The 26,622-nt window shown below is 71.2% G+C and carries 27 protein-coding genes and 2 pseudogenes; 15 read left to right on the top strand and 14 right to left on the bottom strand.

Annotated features, from left to right (window positions below; genetic code table 11):
• Positions 1-22 precede the first annotated feature (22 nt).
• Complete coding sequence (locus ACFWA7_RS16740) at positions 23-502, top strand: MarR family winged helix-turn-helix transcriptional regulator (protein ID WP_385546737.1); 480 nt, start codon at positions 23-25, stop codon at positions 500-502.
• Positions 503-630: 128 nt separating this feature from the next.
• Here the strand turns inward: ACFWA7_RS16740 and ACFWA7_RS16745 are convergent, their stop codons facing one another.
• From ACFWA7_RS16745 to ACFWA7_RS16755, 3 genes are all read right to left on the bottom strand, one after another.
• On the bottom strand, positions 631-1,374 hold the full coding sequence (locus ACFWA7_RS16745; RefSeq protein WP_385546739.1) for a Mut7-C RNAse domain-containing protein: 744 nt from the start codon (positions 1,372-1,374) through the stop codon (positions 631-633).
• Positions 1,375-1,446: 72 nt separating this feature from the next.
• On the bottom strand, positions 1,447-2,286 hold the full coding sequence (locus tag ACFWA7_RS16750; protein WP_385546742.1) for an NAD(P)H-binding protein: 840 nt from the start codon (positions 2,284-2,286) through the stop codon (positions 1,447-1,449).
• 210 nt (positions 2,287-2,496) lie between these two features.
• Positions 2,497-3,285, bottom strand: coding sequence for a phosphodiesterase (locus ACFWA7_RS16755; RefSeq protein ID WP_385546745.1), 789 nt, complete (start codon positions 3,283-3,285; stop codon positions 2,497-2,499).
• Between the two features lie 173 nt (positions 3,286-3,458).
• Here ACFWA7_RS16755 and ACFWA7_RS16760 point away from each other — a divergent pair, with 173 nt between their 5' ends.
• On the top strand, positions 3,459-3,890 hold the full coding sequence (locus ACFWA7_RS16760) for a GNAT family N-acetyltransferase (protein ID WP_385546748.1): 432 nt from the start codon (positions 3,459-3,461) through the stop codon (positions 3,888-3,890).
• A gap of 15 nt (positions 3,891-3,905) precedes the next feature.
• On the opposite strand, the gene ACFWA7_RS16765 is transcribed toward ACFWA7_RS16760, so the two are convergent.
• The 9 genes and pseudogenes from ACFWA7_RS16765 to ACFWA7_RS16805 all read right to left on the bottom strand — a co-directional run bounded on the left by ACFWA7_RS16765 (position 3,906) and on the right by ACFWA7_RS16805 (position 12,423).
• A complete protein-coding gene (locus ACFWA7_RS16765) occupies positions 3,906-4,445 on the bottom strand; it encodes a GNAT family N-acetyltransferase (protein WP_385546751.1) in 540 nt (179 codons plus the stop codon).
• 408 nt (positions 4,446-4,853) lie between these two features.
• Positions 4,854-6,629, bottom strand: coding sequence for an HAD-IC family P-type ATPase (locus ACFWA7_RS16770; RefSeq protein WP_385823610.1), 1,776 nt, complete (start codon positions 6,627-6,629; stop codon positions 4,854-4,856).
• 130 nt (positions 6,630-6,759) lie between these two features.
• A pseudogene (locus tag ACFWA7_RS16775) lies at positions 6,760-6,933 on the bottom strand (hypothetical protein); the annotation flags it as partial.
• Positions 6,915-7,529 (bottom strand): annotated as a pseudogene (locus tag ACFWA7_RS16780) (cation-transporting P-type ATPase); the annotation flags it as partial. The pseudogenes ACFWA7_RS16775 and ACFWA7_RS16780, both read right to left, overlap by 19 nt.
• A complete protein-coding gene (locus ACFWA7_RS16785) occupies positions 7,513-7,899 on the bottom strand; it encodes an ArsR/SmtB family transcription factor (protein WP_385823612.1) in 387 nt (128 codons plus the stop codon). The pseudogene ACFWA7_RS16780 and the gene ACFWA7_RS16785, both read right to left, overlap by 17 nt.
• Before the next feature lie 201 nt (positions 7,900-8,100).
• Entirely contained in the window at positions 8,101-10,098 is a 1,998-nt protein-coding gene (locus ACFWA7_RS16790) for an ABC transporter permease (RefSeq protein ID WP_385823586.1), read from the bottom strand.
• Positions 10,099-10,206: 108 nt separating this feature from the next.
• On the bottom strand, positions 10,207-11,019 hold the full coding sequence (modA, locus tag ACFWA7_RS16795; protein WP_385823588.1) for a molybdate ABC transporter substrate-binding protein: 813 nt from the start codon (positions 11,017-11,019) through the stop codon (positions 10,207-10,209).
• Between the two features lie 120 nt (positions 11,020-11,139).
• Positions 11,140-11,535 (bottom strand): molybdopterin-binding protein, encoded by a 396-nt coding sequence (locus tag ACFWA7_RS16800; RefSeq protein WP_385823590.1) that lies wholly within the window; start codon positions 11,533-11,535, stop codon positions 11,140-11,142.
• A 306-nt stretch (positions 11,536-11,841) separates the two neighbouring features.
• A complete protein-coding gene (locus tag ACFWA7_RS16805; RefSeq protein ID WP_079125728.1) occupies positions 11,842-12,423 on the bottom strand; it encodes a hypothetical protein in 582 nt (193 codons plus the stop codon).
• Positions 12,424-12,565: 142 nt separating this feature from the next.
• Here ACFWA7_RS16805 and hemL point away from each other — a divergent pair, with 142 nt between their 5' ends.
• The 8 genes from hemL (at position 12,566) to ACFWA7_RS16845 (ending at position 21,076) form a co-directional block, all read left to right on the top strand.
• Positions 12,566-13,888 carry a glutamate-1-semialdehyde 2,1-aminomutase gene (gene hemL, locus ACFWA7_RS16810; protein WP_385823592.1) on the top strand — a complete coding sequence of 441 codons (1,323 nt, stop codon included), beginning with the start codon at positions 12,566-12,568 and terminating at the stop codon, positions 13,886-13,888.
• Positions 13,885-14,571 carry a histidine phosphatase family protein gene (locus tag ACFWA7_RS16815; RefSeq protein WP_385537926.1) on the top strand — a complete coding sequence of 229 codons (687 nt, stop codon included), beginning with the start codon at positions 13,885-13,887 and terminating at the stop codon, positions 14,569-14,571. The genes hemL and ACFWA7_RS16815 overlap by 4 nt, the downstream gene beginning before the upstream one ends.
• A 316-nt stretch (positions 14,572-14,887) precedes the next feature.
• Positions 14,888-16,126 (top strand): hypothetical protein, encoded by a 1,239-nt coding sequence (locus ACFWA7_RS16820; protein WP_385537928.1) that lies wholly within the window; start codon positions 14,888-14,890, stop codon positions 16,124-16,126.
• Between the two features lie 101 nt (positions 16,127-16,227).
• The gene (locus ACFWA7_RS16825) at positions 16,228-16,836 is read left to right on the top strand and encodes a TlpA family protein disulfide reductase (protein WP_385537931.1); all 609 of its coding nucleotides are present in this window, start codon (positions 16,228-16,230) and stop codon (positions 16,834-16,836) included.
• Between the two features lie 4 nt (positions 16,837-16,840).
• On the top strand, positions 16,841-17,641 hold the full coding sequence (locus ACFWA7_RS16830; RefSeq protein ID WP_385537933.1) for a cytochrome c biogenesis CcdA family protein: 801 nt from the start codon (positions 16,841-16,843) through the stop codon (positions 17,639-17,641).
• Between the two features lie 2 nt (positions 17,642-17,643).
• A complete protein-coding gene (locus ACFWA7_RS16835) occupies positions 17,644-19,428 on the top strand; it encodes a cytochrome c biogenesis protein ResB (RefSeq protein ID WP_385537936.1) in 1,785 nt (594 codons plus the stop codon).
• Positions 19,425-20,516, top strand: a complete 1,092-nt coding sequence (ccsB, locus tag ACFWA7_RS16840; RefSeq protein WP_385537939.1) for a c-type cytochrome biogenesis protein CcsB — start codon at positions 19,425-19,427, stop codon at positions 20,514-20,516. The genes ACFWA7_RS16835 and ccsB overlap by 4 nt, the downstream gene beginning before the upstream one ends.
• A 59-nt stretch (positions 20,517-20,575) precedes the next feature.
• Entirely contained in the window at positions 20,576-21,076 is a 501-nt protein-coding gene (locus tag ACFWA7_RS16845) for an SRPBCC domain-containing protein (RefSeq protein ID WP_385537942.1), read from the top strand.
• Between the two features lie 16 nt (positions 21,077-21,092).
• Here ACFWA7_RS16845 and ACFWA7_RS16850 read toward each other — a convergent pair whose 3' ends face one another.
• A complete protein-coding gene (locus tag ACFWA7_RS16850; RefSeq protein WP_385537945.1) occupies positions 21,093-21,371 on the bottom strand; it encodes a PLD nuclease N-terminal domain-containing protein in 279 nt (92 codons plus the stop codon).
• An 89-nt stretch (positions 21,372-21,460) separates the two neighbouring features.
• On the opposite strand from ACFWA7_RS16850, the gene ACFWA7_RS16855 reads away from it, so the two are divergent.
• Genes ACFWA7_RS16855 through ACFWA7_RS16865 form a run of 3 tightly spaced genes read left to right on the top strand, consistent with a single transcriptional unit; the run spans position 21,461 to position 24,584 of the window.
• Positions 21,461-22,912, top strand: a complete 1,452-nt coding sequence (locus tag ACFWA7_RS16855; protein ID WP_385823594.1) for a menaquinone biosynthesis decarboxylase — start codon at positions 21,461-21,463, stop codon at positions 22,910-22,912.
• Positions 22,909-23,835 (top strand): menaquinone biosynthesis prenyltransferase MqnP, encoded by a 927-nt coding sequence (gene mqnP, locus ACFWA7_RS16860; RefSeq protein ID WP_385537949.1) that lies wholly within the window; start codon positions 22,909-22,911, stop codon positions 23,833-23,835. The genes ACFWA7_RS16855 and mqnP overlap by 4 nt, the downstream gene beginning before the upstream one ends.
• Before the next feature lie 38 nt (positions 23,836-23,873).
• A complete protein-coding gene (locus ACFWA7_RS16865) occupies positions 23,874-24,584 on the top strand; it encodes a UbiX family flavin prenyltransferase (RefSeq protein ID WP_385537951.1) in 711 nt (236 codons plus the stop codon).
• Here the strand turns inward: ACFWA7_RS16865 and ACFWA7_RS16870 are convergent.
• Positions 24,581-24,706, bottom strand: a complete 126-nt coding sequence (locus ACFWA7_RS16870) for a hypothetical protein (protein ID WP_267890376.1) — start codon at positions 24,704-24,706, stop codon at positions 24,581-24,583. The genes ACFWA7_RS16865 and ACFWA7_RS16870 overlap by 4 nt on opposite strands.
• Positions 24,707-24,850: 144 nt before the next feature.
• Between ACFWA7_RS16870 and ACFWA7_RS16875 the strand changes: the two genes are divergently transcribed.
• Positions 24,851-25,300 (top strand): Lrp/AsnC family transcriptional regulator, encoded by a 450-nt coding sequence (locus ACFWA7_RS16875; protein WP_385537953.1) that lies wholly within the window; start codon positions 24,851-24,853, stop codon positions 25,298-25,300.
• A 93-nt stretch (positions 25,301-25,393) separates the two neighbouring features.
• Positions 25,394-26,572 carry an aminofutalosine synthase MqnE gene (gene mqnE / locus ACFWA7_RS16880; protein WP_385537955.1) on the top strand — a complete coding sequence of 393 codons (1,179 nt, stop codon included), beginning with the start codon at positions 25,394-25,396 and terminating at the stop codon, positions 26,570-26,572.
• The last annotated feature ends 50 nt before the right edge of the window (positions 26,573-26,622 follow it).

Genomic DNA, 26,622 nt, shown 5'->3' on the forward strand with positions numbered 1-26,622 from the left:
CCCTGCGTCGTACACTTTCTGCATGCCGCAGAAGAAGGACGGCCGTGTCCGTCTCATGACCGAGCTCGGCGTCGAGTCGCGCCGCTACATGGCCTCGTACGCCCTGTTCAACCAGGCGCTCGCGGACCATATGCGGCTGCACCCCACCGACCTCCAGTGCCTCAACCTGCTGGGACTTGAGCCCGGGCCCGTCACCACGGGGCGGATCGCGGAGCTGACCGGGCTCACCACCGGGTCGGCCACCCGACTCGTCGACCGCCTGGAGAAGGCCGGATACGTCACGCGCAGGCGCGACACCGAGGACCGGCGCAAGGTCCTGGTCGAGGCGGTGCCCGAGCGGATGGCCGAGTTGGGCGCGGTGTGGGGGAAGCTGAACGGGGCGTGGTTCACCATGTTCGACGCGTACGACGACGGCGAGATCGCGCTGCTCATCGCCCATATGCGGCGGACGGTGGAGCTCTCCGGGACGCAGATCGAGCGGCTCAGGGGCGGGCAGTTCTGAACCGCCGGACGGCTCAGGGCCTCTGAACCGCCGGACGGCTCAGGGCCTCTGAACCACCGGACGGCTCAGGGCTTCTGGCGAGTCGTCTGCCCCCGTCTGCCCCCGTCTGTCCTTGCCTGCCCCCGTCGTCAGTGCCCGCCCGTCGCCGCCCCGCCGAACTCCGCCATCGCGTCCTCGACGATCGCCTCCAGGCGGGCGTGGTGGGCGCCGCGCCAGTACACGCGCTCGCACGCCGTGCACTGGGCGAAGACGTCGTACGCGCTGCGCGTCCCGTGCTCCAGGAGCTCGCGGACGGAGTCCTTGTCGGCCTCCCGGAGCGGCGCGTTGCAGGCGGTGCAGCGGGTCCACGGGGCGAGCGCCGGCGCGAACCGCTCCAGTACGTCCCGGAGTTGCTCCTCGGGGCGGTGGCTGTAGACGTACGCGCCCGCCCAGATCTCGCGGCGCCGCAGCAGTCCCCGGTCGCGCGAGAGCAGCACGCGCTGTTCGGCCGCCGAGAGCGTGGCGAGGGCGGGGTCTCCGATGTCCTCGCTCTCGTACGCCGCGTCGACGCCGAGGAGCCGCAACCGGCGGGCCAGCGTGCCCAGATGGACGTCCAGGAGGAAGCGGAGCGGGGCGCCGGGGACCTGCTGGGGGCGGTCGACGGCGTACACCTCGACGCTCTCGTCCGCGCGCGGGATGTGCGAGACGGGCACCTCGTGGCCGTCGACGAGCAGCCGGCCGACCTCGGTCAGCGGGACGCCGAGCGACTCGACGACATGGCCGAGCGTGGACGAGCCGTCCGTGACCACGGCTGTACGTCCCGCGCGGCGCTCGGCCGGGACGAACAGGTGCAGCTCGGGGGCGAATCGACAGTGGATCTCGGGTCCGTTCACGACGTCAGGATGCCATCGGACGGCGGGCGGGAGCCATGTATTTGGGGCGGGCCCGGGGCGCGCCCCGGCGGGCTACGGGAGGAACGCCTCGGCGTTCTCCGCCGCCCAGGCCGCGAACGTACGGGACGGGCGGGCCGTCAGTTCCTCGACGCCGCGTGTGACCGCGTCGGGGCGCCCGTCGCATGAGGCGAAGTAGGTGAGCAGCGCGTCGGCGACGGTGGCGTCCATGTACGCGGCCATCGACTCCTTCCATGCCTCGGGGCTGACCGTCTCGACGGCGATCTCGCGGCCGGTCGCGGCGGCGAGCGCGGCGATCTGCTCGGTGGCGGTGAGGGATTCGGGCCCGGTCAGGTGGTATGCGGCGCCGCGCAGCCGGGGCTCGGCGAGCACCGCGTGGGCGGCGTCGGCGATGTCCGCCTCGTGGATGGGGCTGGCCTGGGCGGCGGGGTAGGGGAGGGCGACCGTGCCGGTGGACTTGATCGACCAGGCCCAGCCGGCCGCGTTGCCGGCGAAGGCGCCGGGCCGCAGGAACGTGGCGTCGATGTCCGAGGCCTTCAGGGCCTGTTCGACGGCGAGGTGCCGGCGCGCGATCGGGTTGTCCTCGGCGCCCGCGTACAGGACGGAGCTGGAGGAGAGCAGCACGATGTGCTCGACTCCGGCCGCCTTCGCGTCGGTGAGGAAGGCGTCGATGTGTGCGGGGTCGGCGTACAGGAAGACCTGGCGGACTCCGGTGAGCGCGGCCGGGAAGGTCGCCGGATCGTCGAGGCTGAGCCGTACGGTCGCGACGTCCGGGGGCAGGTCGAGCTTTTCGGGGGCGGCGGAGGCGGCGCGCACGGGGGTTTTGGCGGTGCGGAGCAGCGAGATGAGGGTGGAGCCGACGGTGCCGCGGCTGCCGGTGACGAGGACGGTCATGGGGTTCGCCTTCGGGTGAGGTTGCGGGTCGGGTGGTGAGTGGAGGTCGTTCCGGGGGGCTCGGATACTCGGAACGCCCAGATGCGCTCCGCAGGAACTGTGTTCCGCAAAATCTGCGTCACGCAGATAAATATCCGTGAAGAAGGCCCGCCGGTCAAGTGGATTCCGGCGGGCCTTCGGAAGTGGGAGCGGCAGGGGTTGCCCGGCGGGTTACGCGATGGGCCGCTCGTCGGGGCGCTCGACGACCCGGAAGTGGCTCATGATCCGCTGGTTCTCGTCGAGGACGTGGAAGGCCACCCCGGGCGGCGAGACGATGTTGACCAGGCCTTCTCCGGTCTCCCACGGCATCCTCAGCGTCGATGTCACGCCCGGCGCGATCAGCAGCGGCAGCCCGGCGAAGGTGGTCGCTGCGGAGGTGTGGGCGTGCCCGACGAGCACGGCGGACACATGGGCGCGCCCCGCCAGGAGTCCGGCCAGCCGGTCGGCGTTGGAGAGGTTGATCGAGTCCAGGTACTCGTGGTGGATCACGGTCGGCGGGTGGTGGAAGGCGATCAGTGCCGGGGTGTCGTCGAGCGCGTCGAGCGTACGGGCCAGCCACTCCAGGGTGGTGTCCTCCAGGACGCCGCCGTCCTCGCCGGGGATGGTCGAGTCGCACATCAGGATCGCGTAATCGCCCACCCGGTGCAGGCGGTTGACCGGTGCGTACGGGTCCGGAGCCGCACCGCCCGGCTCGCCCGGCAGATCGAGCAGGCCCTTGCGGTACGCGGCGCGGTCGTCGTGGTTGCCGGGGCAGGTCAGGACCGGCGCGTCGATGCGGGCGAGCAGGTCGGCCGCCTCGGCGTACTCGGCCGGGGTGCCGTGGTCCGCGATGTCACCGGTGACCAGGACGGCGTCCGGGCGGCGGGACATCGCGTTGATGTACGTGACGACCCGCGCGGCGCGTTCCGCGGCTCGCGCGCCCCCGTCGAGATGCAGATCGCTGATATGGGCAAGCAGCACGGAATCCCCCTGAATGACCTGACCGCAAGCTAATGGTTGACTCGCTTGATTCCATTAGGACCCTAGGACTCTAGGGGGTGCCGGGCGGTACGTACAAGAGCCGATCACGTCCCGGTGGCCCGGCTCTGGGGCGGCACTGGCCTCCTGGGGCGCGGCGTGCCTACAGTGCCCGGATGAAGATCATCGACCTTGAGCCGGGCGACCCGCGCCTGGCGGACGACCTGCTGCCCGTCCTGCGCGAGCTGCGCCCGCACCTCACCGAGGACCTGTTCCGCGAGATCTACGCCGAGGGGTACGGGCAGGGGCTGCGCTTCTCCGCCGCGTACGGCGAGGACGGGGTGTGCGTGGGCGCGGCCGGGTGGCGGATCGTCGCCACCACGGTCGCGGTGCGCAAGCTGTACGTGGACGACCTCGTGACGGCCGAGACGGCGCGGTCGCGGGGCGTCGGCCACGCGCTCCTCGCCCATGTCGAGGGGATCGCGCGCGCCGCCGGGTGCACGTCCCTGAACCTGGACTCCGGCACGCACCGCACGGACGCGCACCGCTTCTACTTCCGTGAGCGGATGGCGGTCACGGCGTTCAACTTCGACAAGAAGCTGGGCTGAGGGGCGCGCGGTGTCCTAGCCGAGCGGCTGCTCCGCGGGGTCCTCGGGGCCGAGGTCAAGGCACCAGTCGTGGGACTTGAGCAGGTGGCCCGGCGGGTACTCGAACTCGGCCTCGCCCAGGAGGCGGAACCCGGCCTTGCGGAGCACGGCGTTCGAGGCGGCGTTGTCGACGGACGGGTAGGCGTGCAACTCCCGCGGCCCGCCCGCCTCCCGCGCGGCCTGCGCGACCGCCACGATCGCGGCGACGGCGAGCCCGCGGCCCTGGAACTCCGGCAGGATCCCGTACCCCGTCTCGTACACCTCCCTGCCCTGCCACTCGCGCGGCCAGTACCCGACCGACCCGACGGCCTCGTCCGTCCCGGCGAGCGAAACCCGGAACATCCGGCCCTCGGCGGGCTCGCGCTGATTCAGCGCGACGTACCGCTGCTGCCGGGCCAGCAGCTTCTCCTCGTCCTCCGGGCCGCCGGTGTGGGCGGTCATGGCGGGGGAGTTGGAGTGGTGGAGGAGGGGGAGGTCGTCGATGGACCACGGGGTGAGGTCGATGAGGGTGTCCATGGGGGGACTGTAGGCGGGCGGTCTGACAGGAGGGATCCCCCACCCACAGGAGGGATCCCCCACCCCGCCCGTTCCCTCAAGCCCTCAGCCGGGCGGCTGGTTCTTCGTCTGCGGGTCCGGTGGGGGGCGGGTCGCGCAGTTCCCCGCGTCCCTGAAGGCAGAAGGGGGGGCCGGCCACATTTCAGTCCTCCGGCGTTTGGGGGGGGAGGGACAGGGGCCGTAGGCCCCTCCCCTTCAGGGGCGCGGGGCTGTGACATGTGCGGCTCCGCCGCGTGGGCGCGACCAGCCACAGACGGCCCGCGGACGAACGGGGCCCGGGGCGCAGCGCCCGGGAAACCCACCTCACCCCCGGAGGGCACGCGGCGGAGCCGCACATGTCACAGCGGGAACGGGCGGGGTGGGGAAAGATCACCGATGACCCCGCCCGCACCACCCCAGTCCCCCCGCGTACAACGCCAACACCACCCCCACCAACGGGTAATACACCACCGGCAGCGAAGCCATCCCCAGCGCCGCGCCCACCGGGGTGAGCGGCAGGAGCAGCCCGGCCGCGGCGAGGGCGGACGCCGCCAGAGGGACCGGGCCGCGGCGGCCACGGCCCGTGCGGAGCAGGAGCATCACCAGCGCCTGGGTGAGCAGGTTCTCCGTGAACCAGCCGGTGTGGAACGACGCCTGGCCCTCCGCGTCGCTGCCCGCGCGCACCGCCCACGCCAGCACCGCGAACGTCGCGAGGTCGGCGGCGGCGTTGAGCAGACCGAAGCCGGTGACGAAGCGCAGCACCTCGCGCGGGCGCAGCCGCAGCGGTCGGCGCAGGGCCGCCGGGTCCTGGCGGTCGTACGCGAACGCCAGCTGCGCCGCGTCGAAGCACAGGTTCTGGACCAGGACCTGCGCCGGGAGCATGGGCAGGAACGGCAGGAGCAGCCCCGCCGTCAGCATGGCTATGACGTTGCCGAAGTTGGAGGAGAGGGTGATCCGCAGATAGCCCGCTATCGTGCCGCCGCTGCGGCGGCCCGCCGCGATCGCGTGGTCCAGGGACGTGAGGTCCTTCGCCGCGAGCACGACGTCCGCCGTCTCGCGCGCCACGTCCACCGCGTCGCGCGGGCAGATCCCGACGTCCGAGGCGCGCAGCGCGGGCAGGTCGTTGACGCCGTCGCCCAGGAAGCCGGTGACATGGCCGCGCTCGCGCAGTACGCGGACGATCCGGGCCTTCTGCTCGGGCGTGCAGCGGGCGAACACCGTGGTGCGGGCGGCCAGTTCGGCCAGGTCGGCGTCGGTCAGCCCCTCGGTACGGTCGGCCGTGACCACCTCCCCGGGCGGCAGGCCCAGCTCGCGGCAGGCCCGGGCGGCCGTTCCGGGGTGGTCGCCGGTGAGGACCTTGACCTCGACGCCGCTGCGGGCCAGCGCGGTCAGCGCGGCGGCGGCCGTCTCGGCGGTCGCGTCGCGCAGCCCCACCAGGCCGACGAAGGTGAGCCCGCGCTCGTCGGCCGTCGTGTACGCGCGCGTCCGTGCGGGCCGTTCGCCGAGCGCCACGGCGAGCACCCGCAGCCCGTCGTCGGCGCGGGCGGCGGCGAGCGCGGTGATACGGGAGCGCTCCCCGGCGCCGAGCGCGCACCGCTCCAGGACCTCCTCGACCGCGCCCTTGACGATCAGGGTGTGGCTGCCGAGGCGGTCCGGGGTCCGTATGACGGCGGTGGACAGCCGGCGCACCGGGTCGAAGGGGAGGGCCGCGACGGGGTCGTGCTCCAGCGCGTCGAGCCCGTCCGGCAGCCGCTGCTCGGCGGCGTCGAGGAGAGCCTCGTCGAGGGCGTCGGCGGCCGGCACCTCGGCGAGCTGGATTGTCCACATGCTGTTGGCGGCCGCCCAGCGCAGGACGTCCGGGTCCTCGGCGCCGGACGCGTCCAGGGCGCAGTCGAGGACCGGGCGGTCCTGGGTGAGCGTGCCGGTCTTGTCGACGCAGACGACGTCGACGGCGCCCAGGTCGTGCAGCGCGGGCAGCCGTTTGACGATCACCTCGTGCGTACGGGCCAGGGTGGCCGCCCCCCGGGCCAGCGCCGTGGTGACGATCACGGGCAGCATCTCGGGGGTCAGCCCGACGGCCACCGCCACGGCGAACGGCAGGGTCTCCAGGCCGCGCCCGCGCAGCGCCGCGTTCGCCATCAGGACGAGCGGCGGCGTGAGCAGCATGAATCTGATCAGGATCCAGGAGATGCCGTACACGGAACGGTCGAAGGCGGTCGTACGGCGATCGCCTCCGCGCACCTTGCCGTAAGCCCGCTTGCCGTAAGCCCGCGTTCCGAAGGTCCGCTTGCCGTAAGCACGCGTTCCGAAGGTCCGCGCTCCGAAGGTCCGCTTTCCGAGGGCCGCCCCACTGTCGGCCGCCCCACCGTAGGCCGGCTCCCCATGCGCCGCCGCGAACCGCGTGTCCGCGCCGGTCGCGACGACCACTCCCGTACCGCTGCCGGAGGCCACGCTGCTGCCCTGGAAGCACAGCTCCGGGCGGTCGAAGCCGCTCCCGCCCGGGGAGGGCTCGTCGGCCGGATGCTTGCGCACCGGGGCCGACTCGCCGGTCAGCGCCGCCTGATGCATCGTCAGCCCGGTCGCGCGCAGCAGCCGCAGATCCGCCGGCACCAGGTCGCCCGGGCCGAGCCGGACCACATCGCCCACCACCACCTGGTCCACCGGGATTTCGCGCGGCGCAGGGTCCGCGTCCGGGCCCGCCCGGCGCACCACGGTCGCCGTGGTCGCCACCAGCTCGCGCAGCCCGGCCGCGGAGCGGTCCGCCCGGTACTCGCCCGCCGCCCGCAGTACGCAGCTCACCGCCACCAGGACCGCGATGACGGCCGCCGTGCCCCACGCCGCGACCAGCGCCGACACCACGGCGAGCGACGCGAGCACCGCCGTGAACGGGTCCCGCAGACTCCGTACGAGCCGGAGGGGCCAGGACGGGGTACGCCGGGTGGGCAGTACGTTCTCACCGTCGCGCGCGAGGCGGGCGTCGGCCTCGGACTCCAGCAGTCCGCGCGGCCCGGAGTCGAGCGCGCGCAACACCTGTAGCGGGGTACGCCGCTCAGGCGCCCAGGTCACGGACGAGTCCCGGAGTCGCGCCCGCCCCGAGCCGGTCGTCCAGCCGCGCCACGAGCCAGCGCACCAGCTCGGCCACCTCGGGGTCGTCCACCAGGTAGACCACCCGGCGGCCCTCGCGGCGGGAGCGGACGAGCCCGGCGAGCTTCAGCTTCGCCAGGTGCTGGCTGACGGCGGGCAGCGCCCCGCCGACGCGCTCGGCGAGCCCGGTCACGTCCGACTCGCCGTGGCTGAGCGCCCAGACGATGTGCAGCCGCGCGGGCGAGGCGAGCAGCCCGAAGACCCCGGCGGCCTCGCCGAGCACCTTGGCGGAGGGGTCGGCGGACCGATCGGCGGACGGGTCGGCGGGCGCGTCGCCCGACGAACCGGTCAGCTTCTTCACCGGCGCCTCCTGCCTGTGTCCCTACGCGATTACGTACGCGATTACGTACGCGATTCCGTATGCGATGAAGTCAGGCGGCCAGTCTAGGCGGGGCCACTGACACCGGGCCCTGCCCTCGGCCGGCCGCCCCGCACCGCCCCCGCCCCGCACCGCCCCCGCCCCGCACCGCCCCCGCTCTACACCGCCCCCGCTCTACAGCGGTACGAGCGTGACCTCCGTCGCCTTCACGCTCGACCAGACCGCCACGCCCTCCGCCAGCCGCAGCTCGGCCGCCGCCTCCGGGGTGATCTCCGCGACCAGGTCAGGGGCGTCCGGCGAGCCGATCAGGACGCGCAGCCGACTGCCGGTCGCGGTGATCTCGCGGACCGTACCGGGCCAGGTGTTGCGGGGGCTGCCGCCGGGGCGTTCGCGGTGGACCGCGACCGACTCCGGCGCGATGATCGCCAACGCGCTGCTGCCGGCGGGCAGTTGCTCGGCCGCGACGATCCGGCCCCCACCGGGCAGCGCGAGCCCGTCCGCGTCGGCCTCGCCCGGCCAGGCGTTGCGGCCCAGCATCCGGGCCACCCACGGGGAGCGCGGGTGGCGGGTCACCTCGGCGGGCGGGGCGTCCTGGAGGGCCCGGCCGCCGTCGAGCACGAGGACGCGGTCCGCCAGCGACACCGCCTCGACCGGGTCGTGCGTGACGATCAGGCAGACCCCGCCGAAGCCGTCGAGGTGGGTGCGCAGGGTGTGGCGGACGCGGGCGCGGGTCGTCTGGTCGAGGGCCGCCAGCGGCTCGTCGAGCAGGAGCAGCCGGGGCCGGGCCGCGAGCGCCCGGGCCAGCGCGACCCGCTGGGCCTGGCCGCCGGAGAGCTGGCCGGGCCTGCGGTGGGCGAGGCGGCCCACGCCGAGCCGGTCCAGCCACGCCTGCGCCTCCCGCCGGGCCTCGGCGCGCGCGACACCCTGGGCGCGCAGCCCGTACGCCGTGTTGGCGAGCGCCGTCATGTGCGGGAACAGCGCGCCGTCCTGCGGCACCCAGGCGACCCCGCGCCGGTGCGGCGGGAGGCCGGTGACGTCCAGGTCGCCCAGGCGCAGTCCGGCACGCGCGCGTGGGGTGAGGCCGAGCAGGGCGCGCAGGAGCGTGGTCTTGCCCGCGCCGTTCTCGCCGACGACGGCGATGGTGGTGCCGGGCGCGGCGTCCAGGGTCAGCTCGGTGAACCCGCTGACCTCGGCGTGGAGCGCCCAGCGCCCGGCGGGGGAGGGGGATTTCGGGGCGTCGGTGGGCTTGGGCTGGTCGGACTCGTACGCGCGGCTCTCCTCCGTACCGAAGCTCTCCTCCGTACCGAGGCTCTCCTGCGTACGCAGTACGGATACGGAACGCGTCCCGCCCCCCGTCCAGCGGCCGCGCAGGGCGACCAGGACCGCCATCGCGATGGCGAGCAGCAGCAGGGAGACGGAGGTGGCGGCCTCGGGGGAGTTCTGGAGCAGCAGATAGACCTGGAGGGGGAGGGTCTGGGTGGTACCCGGGAGGTTGCCCGCGAAGGTGATCGTGGCGCCGAACTCGCCCAGCGCGCGCGCCCACGTCAGCGCGGCCCCGGCGGCGAGGCCGGGTGCGACCATCGGCAGCGTGACGGTCAGGAACACCCGGAACGGGGAGGCGCCGAGCGAGGCCGCGGTCTCCTCGTAGCGGGGGCGCAGCCCGCCGAGCGCGCCCTCCAGGCTGATCACCAGGAACGGCATGGCCACGAAGGTGGCGGCGACGACCGCGCCGGAGGTGTGGAAGGGCAGCGTGATGCCGAAGGTGTCCTCCAGCCACGGCCCGAGCAGCCCGCGCCGCCCGAAGCCGAGCAGCAGCGCCACACCGCCGACGGTCGGCGGCAGCACCATCGGCAGCAGCACGAGCGAGCGCACCAGCGCCTTGCCGGGGAAGTCCACGCGCGCGAGGAGCCACGCCAGCGGCACTCCCAGCACGAGGGACAGGCCGAGCGCCCAGAACGAGACGAGGAGGGACAGTTTCAGCGCCTCGGTGACGCCCGGGCTGGTCAGATGCGTACCGAGGTCGCCCCAGGAGGTGCGGGCCAGGATGCCGACGAGCGGCATCAGCAGGAACGCCACGGCGAGCAGCGCGGGCACCAGCAGGGTGACGGGGGCGCGCAGGCCGCTGGAGCGGGCGCCCCTGCTCCAGCGGTGCGATCGGCTGCTGTTCATCATCGCGGCTTCCTGCGGCTTCCTGCGGCTTCCTGCGGCTTCTTGGGGCGGTGCGGGGCCGGGGCCGCCCGTTTCGCCCCCTGTACGGAAGGGGCGGCTCCGGCATGAGAGTTACGGCTTCTGGAAGCCCGCGTCCTGGAGGATCTTCTGCGCCTCGGGGCTGCTGAGCCACTGTACGAACGCGGCCGCCGCGTCGGCGTTCTTGGAGGCCTTCAGGGTGGCGGCCGGGTACTGGGCCACCGCGTTCTGCGCGTCCGGGATCTCCACGGCGTCGACCTTGCCGGTGGCGGTGGCGGCGTCGGTCTTGTAGACGATGCCCGCGTCCGCCTCGCCGAGCTCGACCTTGGTGAGGACGGCCCGTACGTTCGGCTCCTGCGAGACCGGCCTGACCGTGATCTTCTGCGCGTCCAGGACCTTCTTGCTGTAGCGGCCGACCGGCACCTCGGGCGCGGCGAGCACGACCTTCAGCTTGGTGTCGGCCAGGTCCTTGAGCGCGCCGATCTTCTTCGGGTTGCCCTTGCCGGTCGCGATGACGAGCCGGTTCCCGGCGATGACGGTCGCGGCGCCGGTGTCCGACTTGAGGCCGTCCATGGTCTTGGTATCGGCGGTGACCAGGGCGTCGGCGGGGGCCCCCTGCTTGACCTGGGCGGCGAGCTCCTGTGACCCGGCGAAGGAGAACGTCACCCTGGTGCCCGGGTGCTCCTTCTCGTACGCGGCGCCCGCCGTCTTGAAGACATCCGTGAGCGAGGCGGCGGCGAGAACCGTGAGCTTCGCCGCAGGCGCGGCGGTGGAGCTCCTGTCGGAGCCCGCGTCGCTCTTCTTGCCGCCGTCGTCGTCGTCCTTGCCGCAGGCGGCGAGGGGGACGAGCAGGGCGGCGGTGACGACGGCGGCCGCGGCGCGGCGCCGGGTGAGGAAGGGGGCCATGGGGACGGTGCTCCTTGGGTGCTGAGCCGCGCCGGTGACGGCGACGCCGCTGGAACGAGGACGTACTACGGGGACGTACGGGATGTCCTGAGCGGGCGTGTCCAAGCGCGGTCGACGTGTCTAAGCGCGGTCGATGTGCACGCTGGTCGCCTTCACGCGGGCGGTGGCCTGCATGCCGACTTCGAGCCCCAGCTCCTCGACGGCCTCCCGGGTGAGCAGCGAGACCAGCCGGTGAGGACCGGCCTGGATCTCGACCTGGGCGGCGACATCGCCGAGCTTCACGGCGGTGACGATGCCCGGGAAGGCGTTACGGGCGGAGGTGTACGAGACGTCGTCCTCGCCGGTGCCGCTCTGGGCGACCTCCACGGAGAACGCGGCCAGGTCGCGGCCGTCGATGAGCCGGCGGCCGCTGTCGTCGCGGTGCGTGGCGACGCGACCCGCGTCCGCCCAGCGGCGGGCGGTGTCGGGACTGACTCCGAGCAGACGGGCGGCCTGGCCGATCGTGTAGGACTGCATGTGCCACAAGATATGCCAGATCAGGCCGCACATACAGATGTTTTGGGCGTATCTACGTCGCAGGTGCGATGCCGACGGAGGAAGCTCCAGGGGAGTGCGGGGCTGGTTACCGGGGATCCACTCCTTGTGGGCCGCGACCGCGCGCGTACCCTTCGGGCCGCCTCTTCCCGCGCGGCGAAGCCGCCCACCACCGCGGGCACGCCCTGAGCCTGGGCGTCCCCGGACCAGGCGAGGGGCAGGCTTCGACAGCCGCATCGGCAGCACCTGAGCGCCCCGCGCCCGGGCCCGGCCTGTCGGCTTACCGGCTTACGGCCACACCAAGCAATAAGGCTGATGCCCAGCCTCATGCAGCCGCACGGAGAAGTCCTGCCACTCGTGCAGCAGCTGGTAGACGTTGAACGCGTCGCGCGGGCCGCCGCGGTCGGGGACCGTGGACCAGATGAAGGCCGCCGCGCCCACCGTCTCCTCGCCGACGCCGCGCAGCGGGTCCACGACCGTCATCGGGAGCTTCACCACCGCGTAGTCGGGGTGGAGGACGACCAGCTCCAGCGGGGGGACCTTGTGCAGCGGTATGCCCTGGATGCCGGTGAGGACCATCGCGGCCACCGTCTCCGGCTTGATCTTGGTGAACATGCCGCCCATGCCCAGCTCGTCGCCGCCGAGCTCCTCGGGGCGCATCGAGATCGGCACCCGGGCCGCGGTGGCTCCATCGGGCGCGCCGAAGTACTTGTAGGTCACCCCCACTCGGCCACTCCCGTTTCCCGGACCCGTGACGCGGTCGATCCGTTCGATCCGTTCTTCCGCGTCGCGCCGGTGCCGTCCCCGCCGACGGGCGCGTTCGGGACCCCGGTCATCGGTCCCCTCGCCCAGTCCGCCACCGCGATGCATATCTTTCACCCGATTGCTTGTAGCCCGACTGCTTTGTAGACGGCGCGACCCCCGCCGCGCAACCCGATCATCGTGTCAGTGACCTCCCCCACCGGGGTGCGGTGAAACACCTGTCCGCAAGAACGTCCGGGCCTCTGCCACCATGGCCTGTGTGAGCTATCCGTACGAATACGACGCCCCAGTTTCGCAGACGCTATTCGACCGCGCGTCCCTCGTGACGCCCGGCGGCGTGAACTCCCCCGTCCGTGCCTTCCGCGCCGTGGGCGGTACGCCCCGGTTCATGGTGTCCGGTGCGGGGCCCTATCTGACCGACGCCGACGGGCGCGAGTACGTCGACCTGGTGTGTTCCTGGGGTCCGATGATCCTCGGGCACTCGCACCCGGACGTGATCGCCGCCGTGCAGGAGGCCGTCGCGCGCGGCACCTCCTTCGGTACGCCCGGTGAGGGCGAGGTGGCGCTCGCCGAGGAGATCGTCGCCCGGATCGAGCCCGTCGAGCAGGTCCGTCTGGTGTCCTCCGGCACCGAGGCGACCATGTCCGCGATCCGGCTCGCCCGCGGCTTCACCGGCCGCGCCAAGGTGATCAAGTTCGCCGGTTGCTACCACGGTCATGTCGACGCGCTGCTCGCCGCCGCCGGTTCCGGCGTGGCCACGTTCGGGCTGCCGGACACCCCGGGTGTCACCGGCGCCCAGGCCGGCGACACGATCGTGCTCCCGTACAACGATCTGGACGCGGTCCACGCGGCCTTCCACGCCCACCCGGGCGAGATCGCCTGTGTGATCACCGAGGCCTCGCCCGGCAACATGGGCGTCGTGCCACCGGCGGACGGCTTCAACGCCGGTCTGAAGGCGGCCTGTGCCAAGAACGGCGCGCTGTTCATCTCCGACGAGGTCATGACGGGCTTCCGGACGTCGAAGGCCGGCTGGTACGGCGTCGACGGGGTCAAGCCCGATCTCATGACCTTCGGCAAGGTCATGGGCGGCGGCTTCCCGGCCGCGGCCTTCGGTGGCCGCGCCGACGTGATGGCCCACCTCGCCCCGGCCGGACCCGTCTACCAGGCGGGCACCCTCTCCGGGAACCCGGTCGCCACCGCCGCGGGCCTGGCCCAGCTGCGGCTGCTCGACGACGCCGCGTACGCCAAGGTCGACGCGGTGTCGAGCGAGATCCAGTCGCTCGTGACGGCCGCGCTCACCAAGGAGGGCGTCGCCCACCGGCTCCAGACGGCGAGCAACATGTTCTCCGTCTTCTTCACCCCCGACGAGGTGCGCGACTACGAGGACGCGAAGAAGCAGGAAGCATTCCGCTTCACCGCCTTCTTCCACGCGATGCTGGCGAACGGCGTCTACCTGCCGCCGTCCGCCTTCGAGTCCTGGTTCGTCTCGACCGCCCACGACGAGCGCGCGATCGAGCGCGTCGCGGCCGCGCTGCCCGCCGCCGCCCGTGCCGCAGTGGAGGCCACCGCATGAGCCACAACCCCGAAGACCTCACCGTCGTCCATCTGATGCGGCACGGCGAGGTCCACAACCCGGACGGCGTGCTCTACGGGCGCCGCTCCGGCTACCACCTCTCCGAGCTCGGCCGGCAGATGGCCGACCGGGTCGCCGAGCACCTGGCGGGCCGCGACATCACGCATGTGGTGGCGTCCCCGCTGGAGCGCGCCCAGGAGACGGCCACCCCGATCGCCAAGGCGCTCGGGCTTGACCTCGGCACCGACGCGCGGCTGATCGAGGCGGGCAACGTCTTCGAGGGCAAGACGTTCGGCGTCGGCGACGGCGCCCTGCGCAAGCCCGCCAACTGGAAGCACCTCACCAACCCGTTCCGCCCGTCCTGGGGCGAGCCGTACGTCGAGCAGGTCGTACGGATGATGGGCGCCCTCGACGCGGCGCGCGACGCGGCCCGCGGCCACGAGGCGGTCCTGGTCAGCCACCAGCTGCCGATCTGGACCGTGCGCTCCTTCGTGGAGCGGCGGCGGCTGTGGCACGACCCGCGCAAGCGGCAGTGCACGCTCGCCTCGCTGACGTCGTTCACGTACCGGGGCGACAAGATCGTCTCGGTGGGCTACAGCGAGCCGGCCCGCGATCTGGTCCCGTCGCACCTGCTGGCCGGGGCCAAGCCGGTGAAGGGGAAGACGAAGGCCTTCGGCGCGTGAGCGCTTCGCTTTGAGCGGAGTGCGCTGTCCGCGGACCGGTGGGGGCTGGTCGCTCCCCCACGTTCTCGGCCTCGCTCGAACAGGGGGCCCCCATCGCGGCGGAGCCGCACGGTGTCGCAGCCCCGCGCCCCGTCGGGCGCGGGGAACGGCGACTGGCTCGTCGCCCTGCGTACAACAAGACTGACGACCCGTACGATTTGCGAAGATTTGTGCGACTGTAGGGAACCATCGCGGGCGCATAGGCATCTCATCTGATGTCCACAGGGCTGTGGCCGGTGTGGACACCGGGGACGACGATGCGATGGGGACGAACGGTATGCGTGGGATCAGTCGAAGGGGAATGCTCGGACTGGGACTCGGGGCCGCCGCGGCGGTCGGTGTGGCCGGATGCGGCGGCGACGACTCGGGCGGCGGCAAGGCCGGTACCGGCGACGGCAACGGCAAGGGCGCCCAGGGCTCCGGCAAGAAGGCGGACGCCAAGCTCATCGGCGACGGCTCCACCGCCGACACCGGCAAGCAGCCGCACCAGCCCCCCAAGCCCGTCCCCCTCGAACCCGGCCAGACCCCGCCGCAGTTCGTGGTCTTCTCCTGGGACGGCGCCGGTGAGGTCGGCAACGGCCTCTTCCCGCGCTTCCTGGACCTCGCCAAGAACCACGGCGCCTCGATGACCTTCTTCCTCTCCGGGCTGTATCTGCTGCCCGAGTCGAAGAAGCGGCTCTACCACCCGCCGAACAACAAGGTCGGCGCCTCCGACATCGACTACCTCACCGACGACCACGTCAAGGCGACCCTCACCAATGTGCGCCGGGCCTGGAACGAGGGCCACGAGATAGGCACGCACTTCAACGGGCACTTCTGCTCCGGCCACGGCGACGTCGCCAAGTGGACCCCGGCCCAGTGGCAGAGCGAGATCGACCAGGCGATGTCGTTCGTGACCAACTGGAAGACCAACACCGGCTGGACCGACGAGGACCCGCTCCCGTTCGACTACAAGCGCGAGCTGGTGGGCGCCCGCACCCCGTGTCTGCGCGGCCAGGACAACCTGCTGCCGACCGCGAAGAAGCTCGGCTGGCGCTACGACGCCTCCTCGCCCGGCGGCACCCAGGTCTGGCCGGTCAAGCGCCACGGCCTGTGGGACCTCCCGCTCCAGGCGATCCCCTTCCCCGGGCACTCCTTCGAGGTCCTCTCGATGGACTACAACATCCTCGCCAACCAGTCGAAGAATTCGACCAAGGCGCCGCCGGCGAACTACCCGGGCTGGCGCAAGCAGGCCACCCAGGCGTATCTCAAGGGATTCTCGCGTGCGTACGAGTCGAATCGCGCGCCGTTCTACATAGGCAACCACTTCGAGCAGTGGAACGGCGGCATCTACATGGACGCCGTCGAGGAGGCACTGAAGGGGATGGCGGGCAAGAAGGACGTCCGCCTGGTCTCCTTCCGGCAGTACTGCGACTGGCTCGACGTCCAGGACCCGAAGGTGCTGGCGAAGCTGCGTACGCTGGGGGTCGGCCAGAAGCCCGCCGGTGGCTGGAACGCGTTCCTCCAGCAGGCGTGAGCAGCGGGCGGCGCGGCTCTTTAGGCGGTCTTGACAAGGGTCTTTACGGGCACTCAGGGGGGTGCCCAAGATCCCCCAAACGGTCATGCGAAACTTTTCACATGTCCGTGAGCCCTGCCCTTCCCCGTCGCCGCGCCTTCCTGCTGGTCACGGCAGTCGCGGCCGCCGGTGCGCTGACCCTCACGTCGTGCGGCTCCGGTGGCACGTCCGGCGGCTCGGGCGACACCAAGTTCGTCACCGGCACCGGCGGCATCTCCACCGTCGCCAAGAGCGGCCGGCACGCCGCGCCCAAGCTCTCCGGCGAGACCGTCGACGGCAAGCAGTTCGACGTCGCCGATCTCAAGGGCAAGGTCGTCGTGCTGAATGTGTGGGGCTCGTGGTGCGCGCCCTGCCGGGCCGAGGCGCCCTATCTCAGCAAGGTCGCCAAGGAAACCCGCTCGAAGGGCGTCGAGTTCGTGGGAATCAACACCCGCGACACCGACAAGGGCCCGGCCGTCGCGTTCGAGAAGCAATTCGACGCGGACTATCCGAGTCTGTACGACCCGATCGGCAAGCTCATTCTCCGCTTCCCGAAGGGAAGCCTGAATCCGCAGGCCATTCCGTCGACGATCGTGCTCGACAAGGACGGAAAGATCGCGGCCCGGGCGCTGATGGCGCTCGACGACAAGAAGCTCCACGAGATGATCGACCCGCTGATCGCGGAGAAGTGATTTCGTGGACGCGTCCCTGACCGTACTCGCCGCCCAGTCCACACTCGCCGCCCAGGCGACGCCCGGAGTGAACGACACGGTCCTGAGCGGGGCCCTGCTCGTCGCCCTGCCGGTGGCCGTGCTCGGCGGGCTGATCTCGTTCTTCTCGCCCTGCGTCCTGCCGCTGGTGCCCGGCTACCTCAGTTACGTGACGGGGGTCACCGGCACCGATCTCGCCGAGGCCAAGCGTGGCCGGATGGTCGCCGGGGCGAGTCTGTTCGTCCTCGGGTTCACCGCCGTCTTCGTCTCCGGCGGGGCCCTCTTCGGCTTCTTCGGCCAGACGCTCCAGGACCACAACGGCACGCTCTCCAAGATCCTCGGCGTGCTGATGATCCTGATGGGCGTCTTCTTCATGGGCCTGATGCCCTGGCTCACACAGCGCGAGTTCCGGTTCCACAAGCGGCCGGTGACCGGGCTCGCGGGGGCGCCGATACTGGGCGCCCTCTTCGGCGTCGGCTGGACGCCGTGCCTGGGGCCGACGCTCACCTCGGTGAACGTGCTGGCCATGGACCAGGCGAGCGCCGGCCGCGGAGCCATACTGACGGTCGCCTACTGCGTCGGTCTCGGACTGCCGTTCGTGCTGGCGGCGGTCGCCTTCCGCAAGGCCCTCGGCGCCTTCGGCTGGGTGAAGCGGCACTATGCGTGGGTGATGCGCACCGGAGGCGTGATGATGATCGCGACCGGTCTGCTGCTGCTCACCGGGGCCTGGGCGGAGCTCATCCAGCAGGTGCAGGTGTGGTCCAACGGCTTCCAGGTGGGTGTCTGAACATGAGCAAGACCGAAGCGGCCCCGGAAGAGGCGCCGCGCAAGGCGACGGAGTCACCGGCGGGGGAACCGGCCGAGGCAGGTGCCCAGCAGCGGGCCGCCGACGAGCGGGACCTCGGCGCGGCCGGGTCGCAGCTCTCCACGGCCCCGGCCGAGGACCTGTCGAACGGACCCGTCGGCATCGGCGTGCTCGGCTGGGTGCGCTGGTTCTGGCGCCAGCTGACCTCGATGCGGGTCGCCCTCGTCCTGCTGCTGCTGCTCTCCCTCGGCTCGATCCCCGGCTCGCTGATCCCGCAGACCAATGTGGACGAGCTGAAGGTCGCCGACTTCCAGAAGCGGCACGACACGATCTCGCCGCTCTACGAGAAGCTCGGCATGTTCCACGTGTACAGCTCGGTGTGGTTCTCCGCGATCTACATCCTGCTGTTCGTCTCGCTCATCGGCTGCATCGTCCCGCGCACCTGGCAGTTCGTCGGACAGCTGCGCGGCCGTCCGCCGGGCGCGCCCCGGATGCTGACCCGGCTGCCCGCGTACACCACGTGGCGCACCGAGGCCGAGCCCGAGCAGGTGCGCGCGGCCGCCGCGGCGATGCTGAAGAAGCGCCGCTTCCGTACGCATGTCGTCGGGGACGCGGTCGCCGCGGAGAAGGGCTACCTCCGCGAGGCCGGGAACCTGATCTTCCATGTCTCGCTGATCCTGATCCTGGTGGCGTTCGCCGTCGGCCAGCTCTTCAAGTCCGAGGGCGGCAAGCTGATCGTCCAGGGCGACGGGTTCTCCAACACCCTCACCCAGTACGACGACTTCAAGTCCGGCTCGATGTTCAAGACGGACGACCTCGCGCCGTTCAGCTTCACTCTGGACCGCTTCGACGCCACGTACGAGCGCAGCGGGCCCAACCTCGGCACCGCCCGCGAGTTCGTGGCGCACGTCACCTACTCCGAGGGCGCCGACGGCAAGCCGCATAAGAAGGCCATCGAGGTCAACAAGCCGCTCGTGGTCGACGGCTCCAAGGTCTACCTCCTGGCCCACGGCTATGCGCCGACCGTCACCGTCAAGGACGGCCGCGGCAAGGTCGTCTTCCACGGCGCGGTGCCGCTGCTGCCCATCGACAACAACATCTCCTCCAGCGGCGCGATCAAGGTGTACGACGGCTACACCGACGCCAAGGGCAAGTGGGACCAGCTGGGCTTCGCCGCGTTCTTCGTGCCGACCTACGGCGGCAAGGGCAACGGGACGATGTTCTCCCAGTTCCCGGCGCTGGACTTCCCCGTCCTCAACGTCGGCGCGTACCACGGAAGCCTCGGGGTCAACTCGGGGCTGCCGCAGAACGTGTACCAGCTCGACACCGACAAGATGAAGCCGTTCAAGGACGACCAGGGCAAGGTCCTCAAGAAGACCCTGCTGCCCGGCGAGACGCTGGCCCTTCCCGAGGGTGCCGGGTCGATCACCTTCGACAAGGACATCAAGCAGTGGGCGAGCTTCCAGATCTCCCAGCAGCCGGGCAACAACCTCGCCCTGACCGGCTCGGTCCTGGCGATCGCGGGCCTGGCCGGATCGCTGTTCATCCAGCGGCGCCGGGTGTGGGTCCGCGCCGTGCCCGGCAAGGACGGCGTCACCGTCGTCGAGATGGCGGGGCTTGGGCGGAGCGAGTCCGCGAAGCTCCCCGAGGAGCTGGCCGATCTCGCGGTCACGCTCATTCCAGAGGCGCCGACCGCGCCTGATCCCGCACCTGAGCCCGCCACGGACCAGGTGGCAGAACCTGCCGAAGCTGAAGGGGCCGAGAAGTGATCCTCGCCGCCACAACCAACGAGAGCCTGGCGCACACCAGTAACTACCTGATCTATTCGGCGATGGCGGTCTATCTGCTGGCCTTCTTCGCGCACATGGCGGAGTGGATCCTCGGCAGCCGCAGCAAGGTCGCCCGCACCGCGGCCGCGCTCACCGCGGACGCCGCGCAGCAGGACGGTGCGGGCACGGTGAAGGTGCGGGTCGCCAAGAAGGGCGGCGGAACCGCCGTACTGGAACGGCCCAAGGTCGTCACCCGCTCCGCGGCAGGCAACCGTGACGTACCGGACGGGCCGGGCGCCGCCGCAGGCGATGTGAAGGGCGACCTCTACGGCCGTATCGCCGTGTCCTTCACCGTCCTCGCGTTCCTCGTCGAGGCCTCCGGTGTGCTCACCCGCGCGCTGTCCGTGCAGCGGGCGCCGTGGGGCAACATGTACGAGTTCAACCTCACCTTCTCCACCGTCGCCGTCGGTGTGTACGTCACGCTCCTCGCGCTGAAGAAGAACGCGCGCTGGCTGGGCCTTCCGCTGGTCACCTCGGTCCTCCTCGACCTCGGCCTCGCTGTCACCGTCCTGTACACCGCCAGCGACCAGTTGGTTCCCGCCCTGCACTCGTACTGGCTGTGGATCCACGTCTCCACCGCGATCTTCTGCGGCGCGGTCTTCTACGTGGGTGCCGTCGCCACGGTGCTCTACCTCTTCCGGGACCGCTACGAGGCGAAGCTCGCGGAGGGCGGCAAGCCGGGCAACTTCGCCACCTCGGTCCTGGAGCGGCTGCCGGCCGCCGCCTCCCTGGACAAGTTCGCCTACCGGGTCAACGCGGCGGTCTTCCCGCTCTGGACGTTCACGATCATCGCGGGCGCGATCTGGGCCGGCGACGCGTGGGGCCGCTACTGGGGCTGGGACCCCAAGGAGGTCTGGTCCTTCATCACGTGGGTCGCGTACGCCTGCTACCTGCACGCGCGCGCCACGGCGGGCTGGAAGGGCCGCAAGGCCGCGACGCTGGCGCTGCTGGCCTTCGGTTGCTGGCTCTTCAACTACTACGGCGTCAACATCTTCGTGAACGGCAAGCACTCGTACGCGGGCGTGTAGTCCCGCACGCACCACGGCGTGCACGAGCGCCGCGCGCCCGTTCGGGTGACACTGGTGCCATGACGGATGTGATCCCTCATGGCACCAGTGAGACCCACGACGGCGCCTGGTTCCTCCGCTACGAGCTTCGTCTGCCCCACCCGCAGGAGCGGGTCTGGGCGGCCGTGGCCACCCCCGAGGGCCTGCCCGGGTGGCTCTGCGCGGCCGATGTGCTGGAGCCCCGGCTCGGCGGCGCGGTGACCCTGAGGTGGCTGAACGCGGGGCCCGAAGGTATTCATTCCGGCCACGTCACGGCCTGGGATCCCGACCGGGTCGCCGAGTACACGGTGGACCTGCACGGCCGTATCCGGTTCCATCTGGAGCCCGCGGGCCCTTCGGCGACGGTGCTGCGCTTCACCAACGAGTTCCCCGGCGACGACGCGCTGCGTCTGGACTGCCTGGCGGGCTGGCACAACCACTTCGACTTCCTCGCGGACGCCCTGGAGGGCCGCCCGAAGGACTGGTCGACGTGGTCGCCGGGGCAGTGGCTGGAACTGCGGAACGCTTACGCGAGCGGCTAGCCGGCGGTACGCGGGCTCAGTGCTCGGGGTCCTCGTCCTTGGGCCGGTTCAGGCTCGCCAGGAACTCCGGGTTGTCGTCCGGAGCCGTCCACGCGGGGCCCGGCGCCGCACGGCGCGGGCGGCCCGCGAAGAGCCAGGCGACCGGGCCGACCAGCACCTCGCCGAAGAGCAGGATGACGATGACCCACACCACCTTGGGGAGGCCGCGGACCTCTTCCTCCGGGGTGTTCAGACAGTCGATGAACGCGTAGATCCACAGCGCCAGGACCAGCAGGAACGGCAGATACCTGAGCATGTTCGGGTGGTCCCCCCAGGGAACGGCGGCGGGGCGTCCGGCAGCCCCGGTGACGGGCCCAGGGTAACCGGTGCCCGATACTTGACCCCATGGCTTACGACGATCTTCGCTCGCTCCTCCGGGCGCTGGAGCGCGAGGGCGACCTCATCCGTATCAAGGCCGAAGTCGACCCGTACCTGGAGGTCGGGGAGATCGTCGACCGCGTCAACAAGGCCGGCGGCCCCGCGCTCCTCTTCGAGAACGTCAAGGGCGCCGCCATGCCCCTGGCCATGAACGTCTACGGCACCGACCGGCGGCTCCTCAAGGCCCTCGGCCTCAAGTCGTACGAGGAGATCAGCGAGAAGATCGGCGGGCTGCTCAAGCCCGAGCTCCCGCACGGCTTCGTCGGCGTGCGCGAGGCCTTCGGCAAGCTCGGCTCGATGGTCCACGTCCCGCCGAAGAAGGTGAAGGACGCCCCGGTCCAGGAGGTCGTCCTCACCGGCGACGACGTCGACCTGGAGCAGCTGCCCGCGCTGTTCACCTGGCCCAAGGACGGCGGGTCCTTCTTCAACCTGGGGCTCACCCACACCAAGCACCCCGAGACCGGCGTGCGCAACCTCGGGCTCTACCGGCTCCAGCGCCACGACAAGCGCACCATCGGCATGCACTGGCAGATCCACAAGGACAGCCGCAACCACTACGCCGTGGCGGCCAGGAAGGGCGAGCGGCTGCCCGTCGCGATCGCCTTCGGGTGCCCGCCCGCCGTCACATACGCCTCCACCGCGCCGCTCCCCGGCGACATGGACGAGTACATGCTCGCCGGGTTCATCCAGGGCAAGCGCGTCGAGATGGTCGACTGCAAGACCGTGCCGCTCCAGGTCCCGGCGCACGCCGAGGTCGTCATCGAGGGATGGCTGGAGCCCGGCGAGATGCTGCCCGAGGGGCCGTTCGGGGACCACACCGGCTTCTACACGCCGCAGGAGCCGTTCCCGGCGCTCACCATCGACTGTGTGACCATGCGCCGGCGCCCGCTGCTCCAGTCCATCGTCGTGGGGCGCCCGCCCACCGAGGACGGGCCGCTGGGCCGCGCCACCGAACGGTTCTTCCTGCCGCTCCTCAAGGTGATCGTGCCGGACATCGTGGACTACCACCTGCCGGAGTCGGGCGGCTTCCACAACTGCGCGATCGTCTCGATCGAGAAGAAGTACCCCAAGCACGCGCAGAAGGTGATGCACGCGATCTGGGGAGCGCACATGATGTCGCTCACCAAGCTCATCGTGGTCGTCGACGCCGACTGCGATGTGCACAACCTGCACGAGGTGTCCTGGCGGGCCCTCGGCAACACCGACTACGCCCGTGACCTGACCGTCGTCGAGGGGCCGGTCGACCACCTCGACCACGCCTCGTACCAGCAGTTCTGGGGCGGCAAGGCGGGGATCGACGCGACCGCGAAGTGGCCCGAGGAGGGCTACACCCGGGACGGCGGCTGGCCGCACATGGTCGAGCCGGATCCGGATACGGCCGAACGGGTGACAAAGCGCTGGAAGGAATACGGGCTGTGAGCAGTGAGGCCATTCTCGGGGACGGCAGCGCGAAGCATGGTCCCCGCCGACGCGGGGGTGTTCCGGCCTTCCTGCGCCTGGTCATGATCGAGCACTCGGTCTTCGCGCTGCCCTTCGCCTACATCGCCGCCCTCACCGCGATGTTCCAGCTGGACGAGGACATCCACTGGGGCAAGCTGCTCCTGGTCACCGTCGCCATGGTGGGGCTGCGGACGTTCGCGATGGCCTGCAACCGGATCATCGACCGCGAGATCGACGCCCGCAATCCCCGTACGGCCTCCCGCGAGCTGGTCACCGGCGCGGTGACCGTGCGCTCGGCCTGGACCGGCGCGCTCGTCGCCGTCGTCGTCTTCCTCGGCGCGGCCGCCCTGCTCAACCCGCTGTGTCTGGCGCTGGCGCCGATCGCCGTGATCCCGATGGTCGTCTATCCGTACGGCAAGCGGTTCACCGACTTCCCGCACGCGATCCTCGGTCTCGCACAGGCGATGGGGCCGGTCGGCGCCTGGCTCGCCGTCACCGGCGAGTGGTCCGGGGACGCGGTGATCCTGGGGCTCGCCGTCGGCGTGTGGATCGGCGGGTTCGACCTGATCTTCGGCAGCCAGGACGTCCAGGCCGACCGCGCCCACGGCGTGAAGTCGGTGCCGGCCCGCTTCGGCGTCCCGGCCGCGCTGTACGGGGCGCGCGCCTGTCACGTCGTCACCACGGCGCTCCTCGTCTGGTACGCGCTGGCCACCGACGCCGGGGCGTTCTTCTGGACCGGGCTCGTGGTCGTGGCGGTGGCGTTCGTCTACGAGCACACGATCGTCAAGCCGCACGACCTGTCGCGCCTCGACCGGGCGTTCTTCACCACGAACGGGTTCATCGGGATCTCGCTCTTCGTCTGCGCGCTCCTCGACCTGCTGGTGCGCGGGCTCTCGGCGTGACCGTTCCCGCCCCCGGGTGGCCGGATAGGCTCGGACACGTGGAGCAGGTGAACGTACACAGTCAGCGAGAGGCGTGGCAGCGGCGCACGCCCTGGGTCGTCGGGGTCTCCGGCGCGTCCGGGACGCCGTACGCGGCGGCCGTGCTGCGGGGGTTGCTGGACGCGGGCGAGAGCGTGGACCTGGTGGTCTCGCGGGCCTCGCGGCTGACGCTGCTCGACGAGACGGGGATCGCCTTCCGTGACGCGCACTGGCGCGAGGACCTCGCCAAGTGGCTGGCGCGGGGGGCGGACGGGAAGCCCGGGACCTTCGAGGTGGACGATGTCCGCCTCGACGGCGTACGGCACTGGAGCGCCGGGGATCTCGGCGCCGGGCCGTCGTCCGGGTCGTATCCGGTGAAGGGGATGCTGATCGTGCCCGCCAGCACGGCCTGTGTGGCCGGGGTGGCGCTGGGGCTTTCGAAGGACCTGTTGCAGCGGGCCGCGAGCGTGACGCTCAAGGAGCGGCGCCGGCTGGTGGTCGCGGTGCGGGAGACGCCGCTGAACGGGCAGACGCTCAAGCACCTGGTGACGCTGGACGAGGCGGGCGCCGTGGTGCTGCCCGCCTCTCCGGCGTTCTACGCGGGGGCGACACACATCCAGGATCTGGTGGACTTCGTCGCGGGGCGGGTGCTGGACGCGGCGGGTGTGCCGCACAGCTTGTACCGCCGTTGGGAGGGAGAGCTGGGAGGAGGCTCCCGCCCTTCCGGTTAGCGCTTCTTGGCGGCGCGCTTCAGGGCGCGGCGCTTCGTCGCGGTGGGCTGGTGGGCACGCGAGCGGTTGGCCAGGTCCTGAAGCTCGCGCATACGGGCGTAGGCCATCTCGATCGTGTACACGGTGTCAACACTCCTGAAAGATCGTCTTTGATCTGCTGGAAAATGATGCAAGCAGCTAAATGATTCGCAGGGTGTCGACCCTGTGTACCTTAGATTCTACACCTAAACTCGCGGTATTGCTGAACAATGGAAGGCTTCAGGCATATGGACGCCGTGGACAGGCAGCTCATCCAGGCTCTGCGGGAGAACGGCAGGGCCTCGTACGCCGAGCTCGGCCGGCTCGTCGGTCTCTCCGGGCCCAGCGTCACCGACCGCATCAACCGTCTTGAGGCGGCCGGGGTGATCACCGGCTACCGCGCCACCGTCGACGCCGCCTCGCTCGGCCTCGGCGTGACCGCCCTCATCGGCATCTCGCTCTCCGACGCCGCCGACCACGAAGACGTCGCCCGACGGCTGCGCGACCTGGAGGAGATCGAGGACTGCTGGTTCATCGCGGGCGACGACTCGTACATGCTCAAGATCCGCGCCTCGGACGTCGACGGCCTGGAGAAGACCATCCGCCGCCTCGGCTCCACCAAGGGCGTCTCGCGCACCCGGACGACGATCGTGCTCTCCACCAAGTGGGAGAACCGGGTCGGCGAACTGCCCGAGTAGTCGGGGCGCGGAGCGCCATGGGGGTCCCCTCGCCCGGAGGGTGGGGGAGTAACGTGGTGGAGCTGTGTACGGAGATCAATGGGAGGCCGCCGCATGACCGCATCCATCACCGATGTGGGCTTCAAGCGCGAGCTGGAGGCTAAGGTCCGGGCCGGTGAGCGGCTGTCCCGCGAGGACGGCATCGCGCTCTACGAGTCGGACGACCTGGCCTGGCTCGGCGGCCTCGCGCACGAGGTGCGCACCCGCAAGAACGGTGACGTCGTCCACTTCAACGTCAACCGGCACCTCAACATGACGAACGTGTGCACCGCGTCGTGCGCGTACTGCTCGTTCCAGCGCAAGCCGGGCGAGAAGGACGCGTACACGATGCGCATCGAGGAGGCCGTCCGCCTCGCCAAGGCGATGGAGAACGAGAACCTCACCGAGCTGCACATCGTCAACGGGCTCCACCCGACGCTGCCCTGGCGCTACTACCCGCGTTCGCTCAAGGCCCTCAAGGAGGCGCTGCCGAACGTCGGCCTGAAGGCGTTCACGGCGACGGAGATCCACCACTTCGAGACCATCTCGGGGCTGACCGCCTCCGAGATCCTCGACGAGCTCATCGACGCCGGTCTGGAGTCGCTGACCGGCGGCGGCGCGGAGATCTTCGACTGGGAGGTCCGTCAGCACATCGTCGACCACGCCACCCACTGGGAGGACTGGTCGCGGATCCACCGCCTCGCCCACGAGAAGGGCCTCAAGACCCCCTCGACGATGCTGTACGGGCACATCGAGGAGCCCCGCCACCGGGTCGACCACGTGCTGCGCCTGCGCGAGCTCCAGGACGAGACGAACGGCTTCCAGGTCTTCATCCCGCTGCGCTACCAGCACGACTTCGTGGACATGAAGGACGGCAAGGTCCGCAACCGCCTCCAGGCGCGCACCACGATGGCGACCGGCGCGGAGGCCCTGAAGACCTTCGCGGTCTCCCGCCTCCTCTTCGACAACGTGCCGCACGTGAAGTGCTTCTGGGTGATGCACGGCCTCCAGACCACCCAGCTCGCCCTCCAGCACGGCGCCGACGACATGGACGGCTCGGTCGTCGAGTACAAGATCACGCACGACGCGGACAACTACGGGACGCCCAACAAGCTGACCCGGGACGACCTCCTCGACCTGATCCGCGAGGCCGGGTTCCGCCCGGTGGAGCGCAACACCCGGTACGAGATCATCCGCGAGTACGACGGCCCGGACCCCGCGCTGCGCGAGTCGCCCCAGGCGATGCGGCTCTGAGGGACACCCCTGAGGGACGCCTCCGTGGGGCCGACGTTGCCGATCCCCCT

Origin of the sequence: Streptomyces sp. NPDC059994, from assembly GCF_042737755.1 — a bacterium.
Classification (GTDB): domain Bacteria; phylum Actinomycetota; class Actinomycetes; order Streptomycetales; family Streptomycetaceae; genus Streptomyces.